Here is a 15,119-nt window from a genome sequence, read left to right on the forward strand (position 1 = left end):
ATTGTAAAGATAACATAAATCATACGAATTACCTTGTTGAGGAAATATAAATAAGTCTAAATGCTTATTTTTATCATAAGGGGTTTTCTGATCGGGATAGGATGTTTGATTTCAATGTACCCGGGTATAGTGTGTAGTGTAAACGATAATCAAGCAGGAGGGTTTCTACATGGGTAAGAAAATTGCAGTTGTATTAACAGATTACTTTGAGGATGTTGAATTCACCGAGCCTGCAAAAGCCTTTAAAGATGCAGGCCATGAGATCACAGTAATTGAAAACGAAAAAGGAAAAACAGTGAAAGGGAAGCAAGGAGAAGCAGAAGTGAGAGTGGATGCGTCCATTGATAACGTGAAGCCTGAAGACTTCGATGCACTGCTAATTCCTGGCGGGTTCTCACCAGACATTCTGCGTGCAGATGACCGCTATGTCCAGTTCACAAGAGCATTTATGGACGAGAAAAAACCAGTATTTGCGATCTGTCACGGACCACAGTTGCTCATTACAGCGAAGACGCTGGAAGGCAGAGGCGCGACTGGCTATACATCCATTCAAGTAGATATGGAAAACGCAGGCGCAAAATTCAAAGATGAAGAAGTTGTTGTTTGTCAGGATCAGCTTGTGACAAGCCGTACACCTGATGACATTCCAGCATTTAACCGTGAATCATTAAAACTGCTCGCAAAATAAGCAGTTTTGACAGGATAAACAAAGCCAGCACCTTGCGGGGTGCTGGCTTTTTCTGTGCATGGATGGAAGAAAGCGGCGTAAACCGCAATTCAGTTTCCTTTGCACGATTATTTTCTTAAGTTTTTTAGCTCGCTTGCGATGGCTTGCATTTCACTTGGGCTGAATGAAGATTTTTTCATCACCATTTGGTGTAGAAATTCAATATCTTCGTACTTGTCTGGACTGAAGTCCTCGGCTTTGATGACTCCAATGTTCAGCATATTTAACTTTTGCGAAATGTCTTCAATCAGCTGATTGACTTCAGCCGCTTTTTGCTCTGACAAGGGCGGCACGTCCTTTCCTGCATATGTGTTGAATAATATGTCTATTTTAACAGAAAAGCAAAAGAATAAAAGGGCTATTAAGACGACACCGAGATGTTTTTCTCTTTTTTCTCCTGTTTAATTTTTTCAATGATTCGTTTTGATTCAAATACGACAACGCCCGATAAACCAATAAGGCCAATTAAGTTTGGAATGGCCATCAGACCATTCAGCATATCTGCTACGCCCCATACGAAGTCATTCTTAAACACGGCACCAAAAAAGACAGCCATCACAAAGACGATGCGATAATACATGACGTACGAATCCTTCGCCAAATATGTAAAGCATTTCTCTCCATAATAGGACCAGCCAATGATGGTTGAATAGGCAAACAAGAGCAGTCCGATTGCCACAATGGTTGAGCCAGCTGGACCGAGGAAGTGAGCAAAGGATAACGAAGTCAGCGCATCGCTTTTCACTGTTAAATACATATCTGCCATGACAATGGTAATGCCAGTGATAGAACAAACAATGATGGTATCAATAAACACTTGAGTCATAGAGACGAGAGCCTGGCGGGCAGGCATATCCGTTTTCGCAGCTGCAGCAGCAATTGGTGCTGACCCAAGACCTGCTTCATTGGAAAAAACTCCTCGTGCGACACCCCAGCGAATGACAGTCCCAATTGCACCCCCTGCTACGGCTTGACCAGTAAAGGCATCTGAGAAAATAAGACTGACTGCGCCTGGAACAAGATCAGCATTCATAACAAGGATAATTAGACCGCAAATGACGTAAAATAAAGCCATGACGGGTACAAAGATAGATGTGACCCGGCCAATGCTTTTGATTCCGCCTAAAATCACAAGCGCTGTAAAAGCCGTAATGATGATACCTGTTACCCATGTTGGAATTTGAAATGTAGAATTCATGACGCCTGAGATGGAATTAGACTGGACCAGATTGCCGATCCCAAAGGCAGCACTGGCGCCGAAAACAGCAAATAGTACCCCTAGCCATTTCTGTTTTAATCCATGCTCTAAATAATACATTGGTCCGCCAGACATTTCGCCTTTTTCGTTTTTGACCCTGTATTTTACAGCAAGAACAGCTTCTGCAAACTTGGTGGCCATCCCGAAAAATGCAGCAAACCACATCCAGAAAACTGCACCAGGACCACCGGCTATAACAGCGGAGGCCACACCGACGATATTCCCTGTACCGACAGTTGCAGCAAGAGCCGTCATTAACGCTTGGAAATGAGAAATATCTCCTTCTGATATTTTGTCTTGTTTTGAAAAAGCGAGCTTTAAAGAATAAGGAAGTAATCTAATTTGAATGAAGAGAACGCGAAAGGTGAGGTATATTCCAGTACCAACAATTAAAATCAACAGGGGAGGCCCCCACAAAAAATTGTTCATCGTCGTGACAAACTGCTCAATTATTCCCATCTAATATCCCCCTTTGTTTGTGTAATTCTCCTAAAGTTTCTCCTGTTTTTGTGTATTTTGTCAATGGCGATGAGAGCTTTTCTTGCAAAGTTTCCAAAAGAAAAAGGACTTGATATGATAAAGTCAAGGTTTTCAAAAGGGAGTCTTAGGGAAAAGATAGGAGGAGAATGAAGGATGATTCATGTATTATTCGTATGTCTTGGCAATATTTGCAGATCACCGATGGCAGAGGCCATGTTTAGAAAACGAGTAGAAGATGAGGGGCTAAGCGAGCACTTTGTCATTGATTCAGCAGGCATTGGCGGCTGGCATCAAGGCAGTCCTCCGCATGAAGGAACACGAAAGCTGCTTGATGAAAAAGGAATCAGCTATGAAGGGATGTCCGCAAGACAAATCATAGATGAGGACATCACAGCATACGACTATATCATTGCGATGGATGCTGAAAATGTAGGAGCACTTCGCAGTATAGCCGGCTATGGGAAACATCACTTTATTGGCCGTCTTCTTGACTTTGTTGAAGACGACGATCGAGATGATGTGCCAGACCCTTATTACACTGGAAACTTTGAGGAAGTACATGATTTAATTGAAAAAGGAATTGATCGTTTTTTGACGTATGTAAAAAAAGAGAAACACCTTTAACTGAAAGGAGATCAGACGAGATGGAAGAAAAAAATCAAATCATGCTTCGAGGAGCTGTGATAGGAGCAGCTTGCGGTGCACTGCTGACATTATTTCATCGGCCAACGAGAATCGCGCTCAAAGACAAATGGGATGACTGTCAGGAAAAGCTGGCGGAATACCGTCAGGAGCCAGCCAGAATTTCTGCTTGCATGAAAGAAAAAATGGAAGAAACGAAGCAGCTGATGCGAACAGTCTCAGATGATTTGTCATTTTTAAATGAACAAGTCAATCAGTTAAAGGAAACAACCCCAAAAGTATTAGAGATTATTGAAGAAACAAAGGATCACTTTCGATCGAAATAGAAAGATTGATCATTGGAGATGAGGCGTATGGGTTTTATTAAAGCGTTAATTGAACGCTTTTTGCTGCATGAAGGACCGGCAAAATCTGCTGAGCTTGCTTATTTCTTTCTGCTTTCATTATTTCCGTTTCTCATCTTCGTGCTGACACTCGTTGGGTATTTGCCGCTGACGTCGAAGGATGTCCTAAGCGTCATCTCTGGTTATGCGCCAGAAGGAGCGCTTTCGATGATTGAATCCATTGCCGAAGAGACACTGAACAGCCGTAACGGCGGACTGCTGTCTTTCGGGATTATTGCCGCCCTTTGGTCTGCATCTAACGGGATTAATGCCGTCGTCAGAGCATTTAACCATGCTTACGAAGTTGAGGAAAATCGTTCCTTCATTCTCGTACGTTTAACATCAATCATCTTAACCATCGCAATGGTTCTCACGATTATTTTTGCCTTAATGCTGCCTGTCTTTGGAAAAGAACTTGGCTTATTTCTCGCTGAATTAGTCGGGCAGTCAGATGCCTTTCTCACCGTTTGGACGGCCATGAGATGGATCATTAGCCCGCTGATTTTATTGATTGTGTTTACATCCTTGTACTATTTCGCCCCAAACATTAGGCTGAAATTGAAATTTGTTCTGCCAGGCGCCATTTTTGCGTCAATTGGATGGATCTTAGTGAGCATGCTGTTCTCATTTTACGTAGGCGAGTTTGCGAATTACAGCGCGATGTACGGAAGTATTGGGGGAATCATTATTTTGATGATCTGGTTTTATTTAACCGGCATCATGATTATCCTGGGCGGCGAGCTCAATGCGCTTTTACATAAGCGTAAAATCGTACCAGGCAAGGTGTGAAGAAATTCGGGCATCCTAAAGAAGAACGAACATGTTCAATCTTGATGGATGGGGGAATCACATATGTCCAAACAATCAAAAAAAGGCGGAAGCAACACGAAACAAAACAAAGGCCATCAGCCAAAGCACAAAACAAGCGGCAGTGCAAACGGGCAAAATGGTTATCATTAAATGAAAAAACTCCTCTGCGGTGCAGGGGAGTTTTTTTAATTAGAAATGGATTCATTGGGACTTTCCAGCACTGCCTGCGTTCTCCCAAATCGAACGCAGCAAAACACAAATAATATGACGATGCTGACAAGGTAAAGTAAATTCATTCCTTCAAACGTTTGCACAAAGAATCCTCCGAGTACCGGCCCGAGAATACTGCCTGCACTAAACGCCATTCCGCACATCAAATTCCCGGCGGGAAGCAGATGCTTTGGCAATAAGTCGGTCATATAACTGATGCCAAGTGAGAAGGTAGAGCCTACAGCCATTCCGGCAATAAAGAAACAGATGGCAACAGCCAAAACGGATTGAATGAAAATCCCTGCCAAAAGGAAAAAGAATGATCCAGCGAGTGTCACACATAAAATGATGCGGCGCCTGCCAAACCGGTCACTGAGCATCCCAAGAGGAAGCTGAAAGACAATGCTCCCTATGGCAAACGCAGGTAAAATAAACGCAACCGCATCTACTGTCACACCGCTTCTGAGTGCATACACTGGGAAGTTACTATTAAGCGTCGTTTCTAAAAAGCCATAGCAAAATGGCATCATAAAGGCGACCCAGCCAAATTGAAAGGCCTTTTTAAAGCGCTTTAAACTGTTTGTCTGCTCTGACGTTTGCACTTCGCCTGTATCTGGATATGTATTTTTTAAAACAAACACAAGCAGCCAAATACATAAACTAACGGCACCAGAAACAATAAAAGGCAAGGCTGGATTGATCTCAATGAGCGGCGTTAAAAAAGGGCCGGCGGCAAAACCGAGTCCAAATGATAATCCATACAATGAAATATTTCGTCCGCGATTTCTTGATGATGAAGCATAGGTCACCCACGTCTGTGTAGAGAAATGCAGCATATGGTCACCAATCCCGATCATGAGCCGGAGGAAGAACCAGACGACATAAGATTCAAAAAACACAAAGCTAAATAAGCTTAAAAAGACAGCGGCGCCTCCAATGACGATTAATGGCTTAAATCCAAACCGGCGAAGCGGTGCTTCCATAAAAGGAGACGCAAGCAGTACACCGAGATATAAGCCTGTGGCATGCAGGCCGTTTAACGTAGGAGAAGTACCGGCATGTTCAAAGATAATGGAAATGACAGGAAGTAATGCCCCCTGTGAAAAACCAGATACGGATACAAGTAAAATTAAAATCATAAAGTGAATTCTCGACATAAGATGCTCCTTACAAGTTCATGCTTTCATCGTACAATGTAACCATAGGGGTTTCAATAGAAAGGTGGAAAAGGAATGACGCTGACATACAAAAAGGATCATTGGATCGCACATATTGAGGACAGGCAGCTGCCTATTTCAGGAACAGAAGAACTGGGGTTCCGCCCATCTCAATTATTCACCTCAGCCATTGCAGGCTGCTTTGGAGAAATGCTTATTCATGTATGCCGTAAAAAGCGAATATCCTATGAAGGGCTGACGATCACACCTGAAACGACAAGGGCAGGAGCTGTAAACAAAATTTCCTGCATTCATTTACATATCTTATTTGAAGACATCAAGACATCTGATGAACAAATCGATAAAGTGATCACCCTTGCATTGAAGCATTGCTCAATGGTGCAGTCTGTGAAAGGGAGTATTGATATCACTTTCTCACACGCGCGAATCTAAAATGTATACGATGCCGGCACTCACGAAAGAATAACAGTCAGACATATGTAAAGGAGAATGGCTGTATGAATCGTTTGTTTCTTGTAATTGTCGCAATCGGTGTTCCGCTATCGGTGATTGGCAGTTTTCTTCATTTCCCGCAGGTCATCATGTTTGCCGTTTATTGTATCGCCATTATTGGTCTTGCTAGTTTTATGGGAAGAGCCACAGAAAGTCTTGCCATCATTGCGGGACCTAGAATTGGCGGACTTTTAAACGCCACATTCGGAAATGCAGTGGAATTAATCATATCGTTTTTTGCCTTAAAGCAAGGACTGACGGCCATCGTACTTGCTTCTTTAACAGGATCAGTCATCGGAAATTTACTGCTTGTGGCGGGGCTGTCTTTTTTTGTTGGCGGATTAAAATATAAGCGCCAAGTGTTCAATGTCCATGATGCAAGGCACAATTCAGGCTTGCTCATGTTTGCCATCATTGTAGCGTTTGTCGTTCCAGAAGTGTTTTCGGTGGAGATGGCAGAGAATAAACAGTTTGTTTTAAGCATTGGGATCAGCATTGTGATGATTTTGCTTTATGTTGCGGCGCTGTATTTCAAACTAGTCAGCCACCGCGGTGTCTATGTTGCCAAGCAGGAGAGCGGGCAAGGTGAAGCGGAGACGGAAGAAGAAACACCTGAATGGTCTGGGAAATTTGCCACCGTAATTTTGCTGCTTTCGACGATCGCAGTTGCGTACATTTCAGAGCGCCTTGTTCATACATTTGATACGGTAGGAGAACAGTTTGGCTGGAGTGAGCTGTTTATCGGTGTCATTATTGTGGCCATCGTCGGCAACGCCGCAGAACATGCCTCAGCTGTCATCATGGCGTATAAAAACAAAATGGATGTAGCAGTGGAAATTGCCTTTGGCTCCACACTTCAGGTTGCCATGATGGTCGCGCCAATCCTTGTCATCAGCTCGCTATTTTTTGATAAGCAGATGCCGCTCATTTTCTCCTTGCCAGAGCTCATTGCAATGGCATCCTCTGTGCTGCTCACGGTGATTTTATCAAATGATGGGGATACAAACTGGTTTGAAGGCGCCACATTACTCGCTGCCTATTTTATTATGGCGATTGGATTTTTCCTTTTATAATCTTTTGTGGATAAGGGACGTCTTTGCGGAAAATACTATGGAAAAATGAATGAGAAAGAGTGATGATATGAAAAAGATGCTCCGCATCATGTTTGTTGTTCTCTTATCCTTAAGTTTTCTATACAGCTTTCCTGCGGAGGCGGCAAAGCCATTTAAAGTGCCATCCTCTGTCGCCAGTATCTCCAAGGAGAATACGTATCCAAACGCGTCACAGGATCAGCCGCTGCTCCAGCCGAGCGAGCTGACGGCTGAATTGTTCAAAACAACAAGTGTACCGATCGAGAATACTCATTTGATTAAAATGCTGAATGAATCCAGCATTTCAGGGACGCCATTAGCTGTTGGATACCGTGCGACCATTTTCCTCGGGAGATGGGCGCTGAGCTACGATTCAAACGAAACGGTCGCCAACTGGGAATACAAAAAAGTGAATACGAACCACATTGATAACAGAGGCGGCAACAAAACAGCCATTGGAAAATATGTTCAAAAGCAGCAAGTGAAGGTAAGCGGCGGGCTCACAGCAAAAGTGCCGAACCCAGAAGATGTGAAAACATTGATGATGCAAAAAGCGATTCAAAAAACAAAGCTGCCCCTCGCTTTTGACACCGTGATTGGTGCAGGAACAAAACGAGATCAGTCATACCACGTCTCTCCGAAAAAAGCAGCATCGCTTCATGCCTATGCACCAGCGATTAACGAAAAAGGTAAGGTCACATACGGTGAAGTGTACCTTGTGCTAAAAGGAAATAAACGAAAACTCGTCGTAAAAAACGTGACCTCACAAGGAATCGGCGCTTGGATACCTGTTCAGGATCACCTGACGTTTGGGTTTCAAGGGATGAATTAAACAAACAAAGCCTCTTTCATGATGAAAGAGGCTTTGTTTATAAATTGTTAATATTTATTTTACTCCTCATTGAAATAGCTAAAGTCAATTTTTTTTAAAATAAATTTCTCCCTTAGATTAACACCTATATCGTAATCAATCATTAATTTTGCTAATCGTTCACCATCAATTAGGATAATTTTTTTACTTTGTAGTCTATCTGCATAATCAATTGCATTTTTAGTAAAATGAGAAGTAGTTATAAAAACACCTTTTTTTGCGCCCATGTCATCCAGAGCACCTGAAAAGCTTTGAACAAGTTCTCTACCTATAGAATTATCCCATCGTTTTGCTTGTAAATAAATATTATCTAAGCCAAGTTTGTCTTCTTTTATAACACCATCAATACCACCATCGTTAGTTTTACCAGTAATTTTCCCGTCGCCATAACCCATAGCCATAAGTAGTTCAACTATTATATATTCGAGCTTTCTCCAATGTGCTTTTTTAATCTGTTGCAAGAGTGATTGTGCCAGTTCTTTCCTTAACTCACCTGACTTTTCTGACATAATTTCAAATGGATCAATTACTTCTTCAATGTCTTCTAATTCTTCTTCCATTTCTTTTTGATTATCATCTAACAAATCTAAACCTGTTGATGTTATTTGGTATGTAGCTTGACTAATTTCTTCTATATAGTTTGAATTTTTAAGACTGTATCTAGCACTACGTATTCTTGTAATAAAAATTGAATCTTTACTGTTTTCGTAGGATCGAGATCTTTGTTCTTCAGTTAAATTAAACAACTTAGTTAATTCATCTGTTATATAACTAGAGGTATAGGGTTTACGATCTTTTATTACGTTAAGAAATGTTATGATGATTTTTTTAGTAGATGGAATATCATTTGTACTAGAACTAAAACTATTAATTAAATCTTTAATATCTGTATCCTTCTTAGGAAAGCCTTTATCAATAAATAATTCTTGCATTTCTTTCATTGAAAATATTTCACTGAGTTGCTTAATTCTTTTTAAAGCGTCCACTGATTGTTGAGTGAAAGAAATTGAATTACCTCGTTTGACACTTGGAATATATTCTTGGAAAAAATTAATCCAACGTCTTCCGCCACTTTCTGACCAGCCTACAGCTTCGGATAACTTCGTTTTCGTTAAATATTCCATTAAGCACCTCGTTGTTTATTTTTATTAAAATTATACATTATTTCCTTTAATTTCTGTTATTTATTTTAAAAAAACAGACCTTTAAAAGGTCTGTCTCAATTTCCTTATTCCCCTAAATCCACATTATGATAAACCTGCTGCACGTCTTCAAGCTCTTCTAAAACATCGATCAGCTTTTCAAATTGTGCTTTTGATTCATCATCTAATGTCACTTCGTTTTGAGGGAGCATTGTGATTTCAGCGACAGTGAATTCTTCTACGCCGGCTTGTTTGAATGCTTCTTGTACTTGATGGAATTGATCTGGTTCAGCGTACACGATCACCGTTTCATCTTCTTCCATGATGTCACGTACATCAACGTCTGCTTCCATTAAAAGCTCAAGCGTTTCTTCTTCACTTTTTCCTTCGACACCGATGACAGCTGTTTCGTCGAACATGTAGGCAACAGAGCCGCTTACGCCCATGTTTCCACCGTTTTTCCCAAATGCTGCTCGAACATCTGAAGCTGTACGGTTTACGTTATTGGTGAGGGCATCAACGATGACCATTGATCCGTTTGGACCAAATCCTTCGTAGCGCAGCTCATCGAAGTTCTCTTCCGCACCGCCTTTGGCTTTTTCAATGGCACGGTCCACAATATGTTTTGGGACACTATATGTTTTTGCACGTTCTAGGACAAAACGAAGTGCTTGGTTTGATTCTGGATTTGGCTCACCTTGTTTGGCAGCCACATAGATTTCACGCCCGAATTTTGCGTAAATACGACTTGTACTAGCATCCTTTGATGCTTTCTTTTCTTTAATGTTGTTCCACTTACGACCCATCTTATTCACTCTCTTTCACTTAGAAAATACACAGTATGAGGGTCCCCATGCTGCATGAAATCATTCTGCTATCTATTATACATGAATCAGTCAAGAGGATAGAAGTAAGAGGGCTGAAATGAAAAGAATTGTTAGCGAATGTTCAAGTGTTCCAAGTTTCTCGCAAGCCCGAGTCAGCCCGGCAACTTGTATATAAAAAAATAACCCCATCATAAATGAGGTTATTTTGCAGGCTGAGGGTAAGCGAGATCCTCAAGCAATTTGACATCATGCTGATAAAGTTGTTTGATCATTTCTTTTCGCACAGCAAGGGCGGCTTCGAAGTATTTTTCGTCTTCGACCATTCCCTTTACTGTGATTTCAATCCCGCGATTCAGCTTATTCAAGCCCATAATTCCATGAACCTGAAAGGGTTCAATGGCGTTTTGGAATTCATCTTTTTTAAGAAAATCATGATGCATTTGATTTAAATTGTCACATGCTGATTCAAGTGCTTGAAAGGCGATATCAGGGTTTTGATTCGCGCTAATTAACACAGATTCCGTAATCCGCATGTAGTGCATGTTATAGTTTTGGATTTGACGGATATCTCCGTTAGAAATGGTTAACAGCTTGCCGCTCCATTCTCTAATTTGCAGAGAGCGGAGACCAATCTCTTCAATGGTTCCATTAAAGAGGTTATTCACCGTCACATAATCCCCTTTATGAATCTGACGTTCATAGATAAGAAAAACGCCTGCTAAAATATCACGAATCAGCGTCTGTGCGCCAAAACCGATGACGATCCCAGCGACACCAGCACCCGCAAGAATTTTCCCAAAGTCATGAAAGAACAGAGAAATGACATAGAGCACAAAGCAAATCGAAGCGGTGTATTGCGTGACCGATTTGACCAAGCTCTCGATCGTTTTCTTCTTCTTGTCCTCTATAAACTCAGTTCGTTTAAAGAAAATTTGAAGGGCTTTGTTAATCATAAAGACGGCAAGCCAAAGAACGAGTCCAACAAGGAGAATTTCAATATATTTATTTTTGACCACTGTCAGAAATGTATCGTCCATCTATCGGTTACCCCCTGGCTGTACGAGAAGTAAAATCAACATCTTGATAATAGCTGTTTTTCACTAGAACATTCGGACCGAGGCACTGCACGCTTGGGCAATGACAATTCAGTTCTTTTGCTAATTTTGTGTTCATCCAGCGTGTATAGGCTGATTGCAATGTATCAGTTGCAATGTTTCCAAGCGGCGGTGTATCGCCAAAGTCTGTCACAATAATATTCCCATCAAAAATATTCACATTCAACCGTGAACGTCCATCAGGGTCATTTCGTACCGTGACATTTTTCTCCTGGCGCAATCGGTTGAGGAGTCGCTGGTCTTCTTCATCTGTGCTGCATGAATAAAACGGCAGGGTGCCAAACAGCATCCAGGTGTTTTGATCACGAATATCAAGCAGCTGATGAATCGCATCCCGCATTTGCGGAAGCGTCAATGATTCAAGGGCGCTGGCGAAATCGCTTGGATACATCGGGTGAACTTCGTGGCGCTGGCATTTCATTTCCTCGACGATTTGCCGGTGGATGTGTTCGATATATGGAAGCGTACGCTTATTCAGCATGGTTTCAGCGGATACGGTTACGCCCGCTTTGACAAGTGCCTGACTATTTTCAATCATGCGGTTAAATAATTTCTCGCGCTGCTCAAAGGTTGGTTTTCGATCCATCATGGCAAAGCCGACTGTTGCAAACTCTTCGACAGTGCCCCAGTTATGTGAAATGTGAAGGACATCTAAGTATGGAATAATTTCTTCATACCGGGCCAAATCAAGGGTTAAATTTGAATTGATCTGTGTACGGACGCCGCGTTCATGGGCATACTTTAATAAAGGGACGACATATTCCCGTACAGATTTAAGAGAAAGCATGGGCTCTCCGCCTGTAATACTAAGTGAGCGCAGAAGCGGAACTTCATCTAAACGGCGAAGTAACAAATCAATCGGCAGCGCATTCGGATCCTTAGGCTGTAAGGTATAGCCGACCGCACAATGCTCGCATCTCATGTTACACAGTGTTGTTGTCGTAAATTCAATATTTGTCAGCTTCATTTCTCCGTAATCCTGCACATCGAGATAGGCTTCCCAGGGGTCGTATGCAGGTGTAATCGGACGAAGTGCTGTTTTTTGGTTCATGGTATCTATCTCCTTTTCATTCGGGCAAACGTAGACCCGCCAACAGTTAATTTTAAGCCTCATCACGGTTATACGCAAGGGGGACACAATTGATTTGCAAGGGAAAAAAAGATAAGCTATAAACAAATGCTAAAGGGAGTGTATCGATGGGTAAGGCAGCAGACAGCAAAGAGCAGCAGGTTGATTATTTAAAGAACCGATTAGATATGTTTATGAATGTGATTGATTCATTAGATCCCGAATCAACAGACGTTGAGGATATAGACAGACTGCTCCAGATGATTGATGACCTGGAAGCGAAATATGAACGGTTTAAAAACGATTGGAAGGAAGAATAGCTCGCGCGATGCGGGCTTTTTTCTTTAAATTGGCAGGTGAATCGGTGTATGAGTCTTGGTCTTATTCTGCACAATAGAAGAAAAACCGGGAAGTGACGTAAATGAAAAAATACATGCTGATCTGTTTATGTGCGCTTTTTGTTTCCATGCCTCTCTCAGAAGCGGAAGCCGTGTCTAATAAGCCCATCCACTGGGGATTTGCGAAAAGTAAAGAGCACAGGCCGCCAGATGCGGGCAAAGAATTAACGGCACTCTTAAAAAAGTATGATGCGTTCTATTTAGGCAACACGAAAAAGAAAGAGATTTATTTTACCTTTGACAATGGCTATGAAAATGGGTACACGCCCAAGATCTTAGACGTGCTGAAAAAACATCAAGTACCAGGCACCTTTTTTGTGACAGGTCACTTTGTAAAGGACCAGCCCGGGCTTGTCAAACGTATGGCAGAAGAAGGTCATATCATTGGCAACCATTCCTATCATCATCCAGATTTAACAACAAAGAGCACGAAAGAAATCAAAGAAGAACTGGACCGTGTCAATGAAGCTGTGTACAAAATCACAGGAAAACAAGATAACCTCTATCTTCGTCCGCCGCGCGGTGTGTTCAGTGAACGGGTATTAAAAGAAACAAAACAGCTCGGCTACCAAACCGTTTTCTGGTCAGTGGCGTTTGTGGACTGGCATATCCATCATCAAAAAGGAAAACAGTATGCTTACGATCAAATGATGAAGCAGGCGCACCCAGGAGCCATTTACTTACTTCATACCGTCTCAAGAGACAATGCCGAAGCGCTGGATGATGCCATCACCGCTCTGAAAAAACAAGGATATTCCTTTAAAAGTCTAGACGATCTCATGCTTGAAAAAGTATGGCATCTGCCACAGCTATAGAAAGAAGCCTGCAGAAGACCTGCAGGCTTTTTAATTATCCCTCTCTGATTTTACGCTGAAACAAAAGAGGATGATGACGTGAAAAAGAGTCAATCAAGCCCTCCCCGAAAACTGTGATGCTTTGCTCCCAAGGATGTCCTAGCAGTCCCCAATCCATTTCTTTTGATAAAAAGAAATAGTAATCCCCATTAGGGAGAACAGGAATTTTCCATTCTCCAAATTCATCTTTTTCAAACAAGCCATATGGTGTGATCCAGGGTAGCATTCGTGCTGCCAATCAAGTGCCAGCATATATTCGTCCGTTCCGGTGATATTCTCCTGAAAAGAGAGCAGTGCCTTTTTTTCAAGATCTTCATCTGTATGTAGAAGAGAAGAGTCCTCAAAATAAGCAGAGATATCATATGTGATGTAAGGAGAGGGTGCTTGAAAAGCAGGAAAGCGAGAGATGCTTGGTTTAAATTTGAACTCTCGAGCAAATGTCTTCCAGGCGAATTTTAATTCTTTGTCTTTCAGTGGAATCCAGTTTTCCATATGATCTTCCTCCCAAGCACTTCTCTCAAAACACTATTTAAAAATCCTAAACCACCCTTTATGTTTAAACCACAAAAGCATCCCCGAGACGAGGAGACCCATGAAAATCAGCACGCCAAAATAGCCATATTTCCAATGTAATTCAGGCATGTTGTCAAAGTTCATTCCGTACACCCCAACAATAAAGGTCAGTGGAATAAAAATGGTCGACACAATGGTCAATGTCATCATGATCGCATTCATCCGGTTGGAATTCAGCGTCTGATAGCTGTCTCGTAAATCGGCTGTCATATCACGGTTTGACTCAACAATTTCGGTTAGTTTTAATAGATGATCATAAATATCATTAAAATACGCTTGACGGTTTGTATCGCTCTTCATCATATTCGTGTTCACAATACGATATAAAAGGTCCCTCATCGGGATAATCGTTCTTCGCAGTTTGAGTAAATCTGAACGAATCCCGAATACTTCGTTCATCAACGTGCCATACGTTTTATGCCCTTCTTCATCCTCAATTTCATTCAGCCTGTCTTCAATTTGATAAATAATAGGGAAATAATCATCAACAAGCTGATCAATCAGCATGTAGGCAATATGCTCAGGTCCGCTGTTTCTCGCTTTATCAGACCCTTTGAGCTTTCGAATCACACGTTCAACGTACGGCGCTTCCTTCAAATGAAAGGTCACGATATAGTTTTCACCAACAAACAGATCGACTTCCTCAGAACGAAGCGTTTTTTGATTAAGGGCATGCAGCACGAAAAACAAATACCCTTCATAAAAATCAAGCTTGGGCCGCTGTAAATAATGAAAACAATCTTCAATCGCAAGCGGATGGAAATGAAAATATTCCTTTAAAAGCGCTGCTTCCTTTTCCGTTGGCGCATGAAAATCAATCCAATACCAGGCGATATCGGGGCTTGAAAGCTGCTGCAATGTTGCATGTTCAATCAAGTCGCCGTTTTTTGTCACTGCAAGTTTTCTCAGCATGTGCACCCCTCCAGACTTGCATTATATCATGAAGCAGCACCGGTGAACTTATACGTTTTCTTCATAAAAAAAGCCGATCTCATTTTT

At 41.7% G+C, this 15,119-nt stretch carries 17 protein-coding genes and 1 pseudogene; 9 read left to right on the forward strand and 9 right to left on the reverse strand.

The features are described from left to right. Positions 1-169 precede the first annotated feature (169 nt). Entirely contained in the window at positions 170-688 is a 519-nt protein-coding gene (locus tag ASE42_RS14745) for a type 1 glutamine amidotransferase domain-containing protein (protein ID WP_024425275.1), read from the forward strand. Between the two features lie 107 nt (positions 689-795). Here ASE42_RS14745 and ASE42_RS14750 read toward each other — a convergent pair whose 3' ends face one another. Together ASE42_RS14750 and ASE42_RS14755 are read right to left on the reverse strand one after the other, a co-directional pair. Then, the gene (locus ASE42_RS14750) at positions 796-1,011 is read right to left on the reverse strand and encodes a DUF1128 domain-containing protein (RefSeq protein WP_003214000.1); all 216 of its coding nucleotides are present in this window, start codon (positions 1,009-1,011) and stop codon (positions 796-798) included. 77 nt (positions 1,012-1,088) lie between these two features. Continuing rightward, entirely contained in the window at positions 1,089-2,444 is a 1,356-nt protein-coding gene (locus ASE42_RS14755) for an alanine/glycine:cation symporter family protein (protein ID WP_041106305.1), read from the reverse strand. Positions 2,445-2,618: 174 nt separating this feature from the next. Between ASE42_RS14755 and ASE42_RS14760 the strand changes: the two genes are divergently transcribed. From ASE42_RS14760 to ASE42_RS14770, 3 genes are read left to right on the forward strand one after another with little or no spacing between them, the layout of a single operon-like run. After that, positions 2,619-3,089, forward strand: a complete 471-nt coding sequence (locus tag ASE42_RS14760) for a low molecular weight protein-tyrosine-phosphatase (protein WP_024425273.1) — start codon at positions 2,619-2,621, stop codon at positions 3,087-3,089. Positions 3,090-3,109: 20 nt separating this feature from the next. Then, positions 3,110-3,433: a YtxH domain-containing protein gene (locus ASE42_RS14765; protein ID WP_041106306.1), complete on the forward strand. Its 324-nt coding sequence runs from the start codon at positions 3,110-3,112 to the stop codon at positions 3,431-3,433. 27 nt (positions 3,434-3,460) lie between these two features. Further along, positions 3,461-4,279, forward strand: a complete 819-nt coding sequence (locus ASE42_RS14770; protein ID WP_056767701.1) for a YihY/virulence factor BrkB family protein — start codon at positions 3,461-3,463, stop codon at positions 4,277-4,279. A 206-nt stretch (positions 4,280-4,485) separates the two neighbouring features. Here ASE42_RS14770 and ASE42_RS14775 read toward each other — a convergent pair whose 3' ends face one another. After that, a complete protein-coding gene (locus ASE42_RS14775; RefSeq protein ID WP_024425849.1) occupies positions 4,486-5,667 on the reverse strand; it encodes an MFS transporter in 1,182 nt (393 codons plus the stop codon). 75 nt (positions 5,668-5,742) lie between these two features. On the opposite strand from ASE42_RS14775, the gene ASE42_RS14780 reads away from it, so the two are divergent. The 3 genes from ASE42_RS14780 to ASE42_RS14790 all read left to right on the forward strand — a co-directional run bounded on the left by ASE42_RS14780 (position 5,743) and on the right by ASE42_RS14790 (position 8,103). After that, on the forward strand, positions 5,743-6,120 hold the full coding sequence (locus tag ASE42_RS14780) for an OsmC family protein (RefSeq protein ID WP_056767703.1): 378 nt from the start codon (positions 5,743-5,745) through the stop codon (positions 6,118-6,120). A 65-nt stretch (positions 6,121-6,185) separates the two neighbouring features. Beyond that, a complete protein-coding gene (cax, locus tag ASE42_RS14785) occupies positions 6,186-7,253 on the forward strand; it encodes a calcium/proton exchanger (protein ID WP_034623163.1) in 1,068 nt (355 codons plus the stop codon). A 67-nt stretch (positions 7,254-7,320) separates the two neighbouring features. Continuing rightward, positions 7,321-8,103 (forward strand): YfkD famly protein, encoded by a 783-nt coding sequence (locus tag ASE42_RS14790; RefSeq protein WP_024425268.1) that lies wholly within the window; start codon positions 7,321-7,323, stop codon positions 8,101-8,103. A gap of 59 nt (positions 8,104-8,162) precedes the next feature. On the opposite strand, the gene ASE42_RS14795 is transcribed toward ASE42_RS14790, so the two are convergent. The 4 genes from ASE42_RS14795 to yfkAB form a co-directional block, all read right to left on the reverse strand. After that, on the reverse strand, positions 8,163-9,266 hold the full coding sequence (locus tag ASE42_RS14795) for a restriction endonuclease (protein ID WP_052470330.1): 1,104 nt from the start codon (positions 9,264-9,266) through the stop codon (positions 8,163-8,165). A 104-nt stretch (positions 9,267-9,370) separates the two neighbouring features. Further along, positions 9,371-10,090, reverse strand: a complete 720-nt coding sequence (locus ASE42_RS14800) for a YebC/PmpR family DNA-binding transcriptional regulator (protein WP_024425262.1) — start codon at positions 10,088-10,090, stop codon at positions 9,371-9,373. Between the two features lie 221 nt (positions 10,091-10,311). Continuing rightward, on the reverse strand, positions 10,312-11,148 hold the full coding sequence (locus tag ASE42_RS14805) for a mechanosensitive ion channel family protein (protein WP_056767706.1): 837 nt from the start codon (positions 11,146-11,148) through the stop codon (positions 10,312-10,314). 7 nt (positions 11,149-11,155) lie between these two features. Then, positions 11,156-12,277, reverse strand: coding sequence for a radical SAM/CxCxxxxC motif protein YfkAB (gene yfkAB / locus ASE42_RS14810; RefSeq protein ID WP_024425845.1), 1,122 nt, complete (start codon positions 12,275-12,277; stop codon positions 11,156-11,158). 146 nt (positions 12,278-12,423) lie between these two features. Here yfkAB and ASE42_RS14815 point away from each other — a divergent pair, with 146 nt between their 5' ends. After that, positions 12,424-12,615 carry an SE1561 family protein gene (locus ASE42_RS14815; protein ID WP_056767709.1) on the forward strand — a complete coding sequence of 64 codons (192 nt, stop codon included), beginning with the start codon at positions 12,424-12,426 and terminating at the stop codon, positions 12,613-12,615. 101 nt (positions 12,616-12,716) lie between these two features. Then, entirely contained in the window at positions 12,717-13,508 is a 792-nt protein-coding gene (gene pdaA / locus ASE42_RS14820) for a delta-lactam-biosynthetic de-N-acetylase (RefSeq protein ID WP_024425259.1), read from the forward strand. 34 nt (positions 13,509-13,542) lie between these two features. Here pdaA and ASE42_RS14825 read toward each other — a convergent pair. Together ASE42_RS14825 and corA are read right to left on the reverse strand one after the other, a co-directional pair. After that, positions 13,543-14,039, reverse strand: a pseudogene (locus ASE42_RS14825) (DUF2716 domain-containing protein). Between the two features lie 33 nt (positions 14,040-14,072). After that, on the reverse strand, positions 14,073-15,032 hold the full coding sequence (corA, locus tag ASE42_RS14830) for a magnesium/cobalt transporter CorA (protein WP_025093503.1): 960 nt from the start codon (positions 15,030-15,032) through the stop codon (positions 14,073-14,075). Positions 15,033-15,119 lie beyond the last annotated feature (87 nt).

This window comes from Bacillus sp. Root920, assembly GCF_001429445.1.
GTDB lineage: Bacteria > Bacillota > Bacilli > Bacillales > Bacillaceae > Bacillus > Bacillus safensis.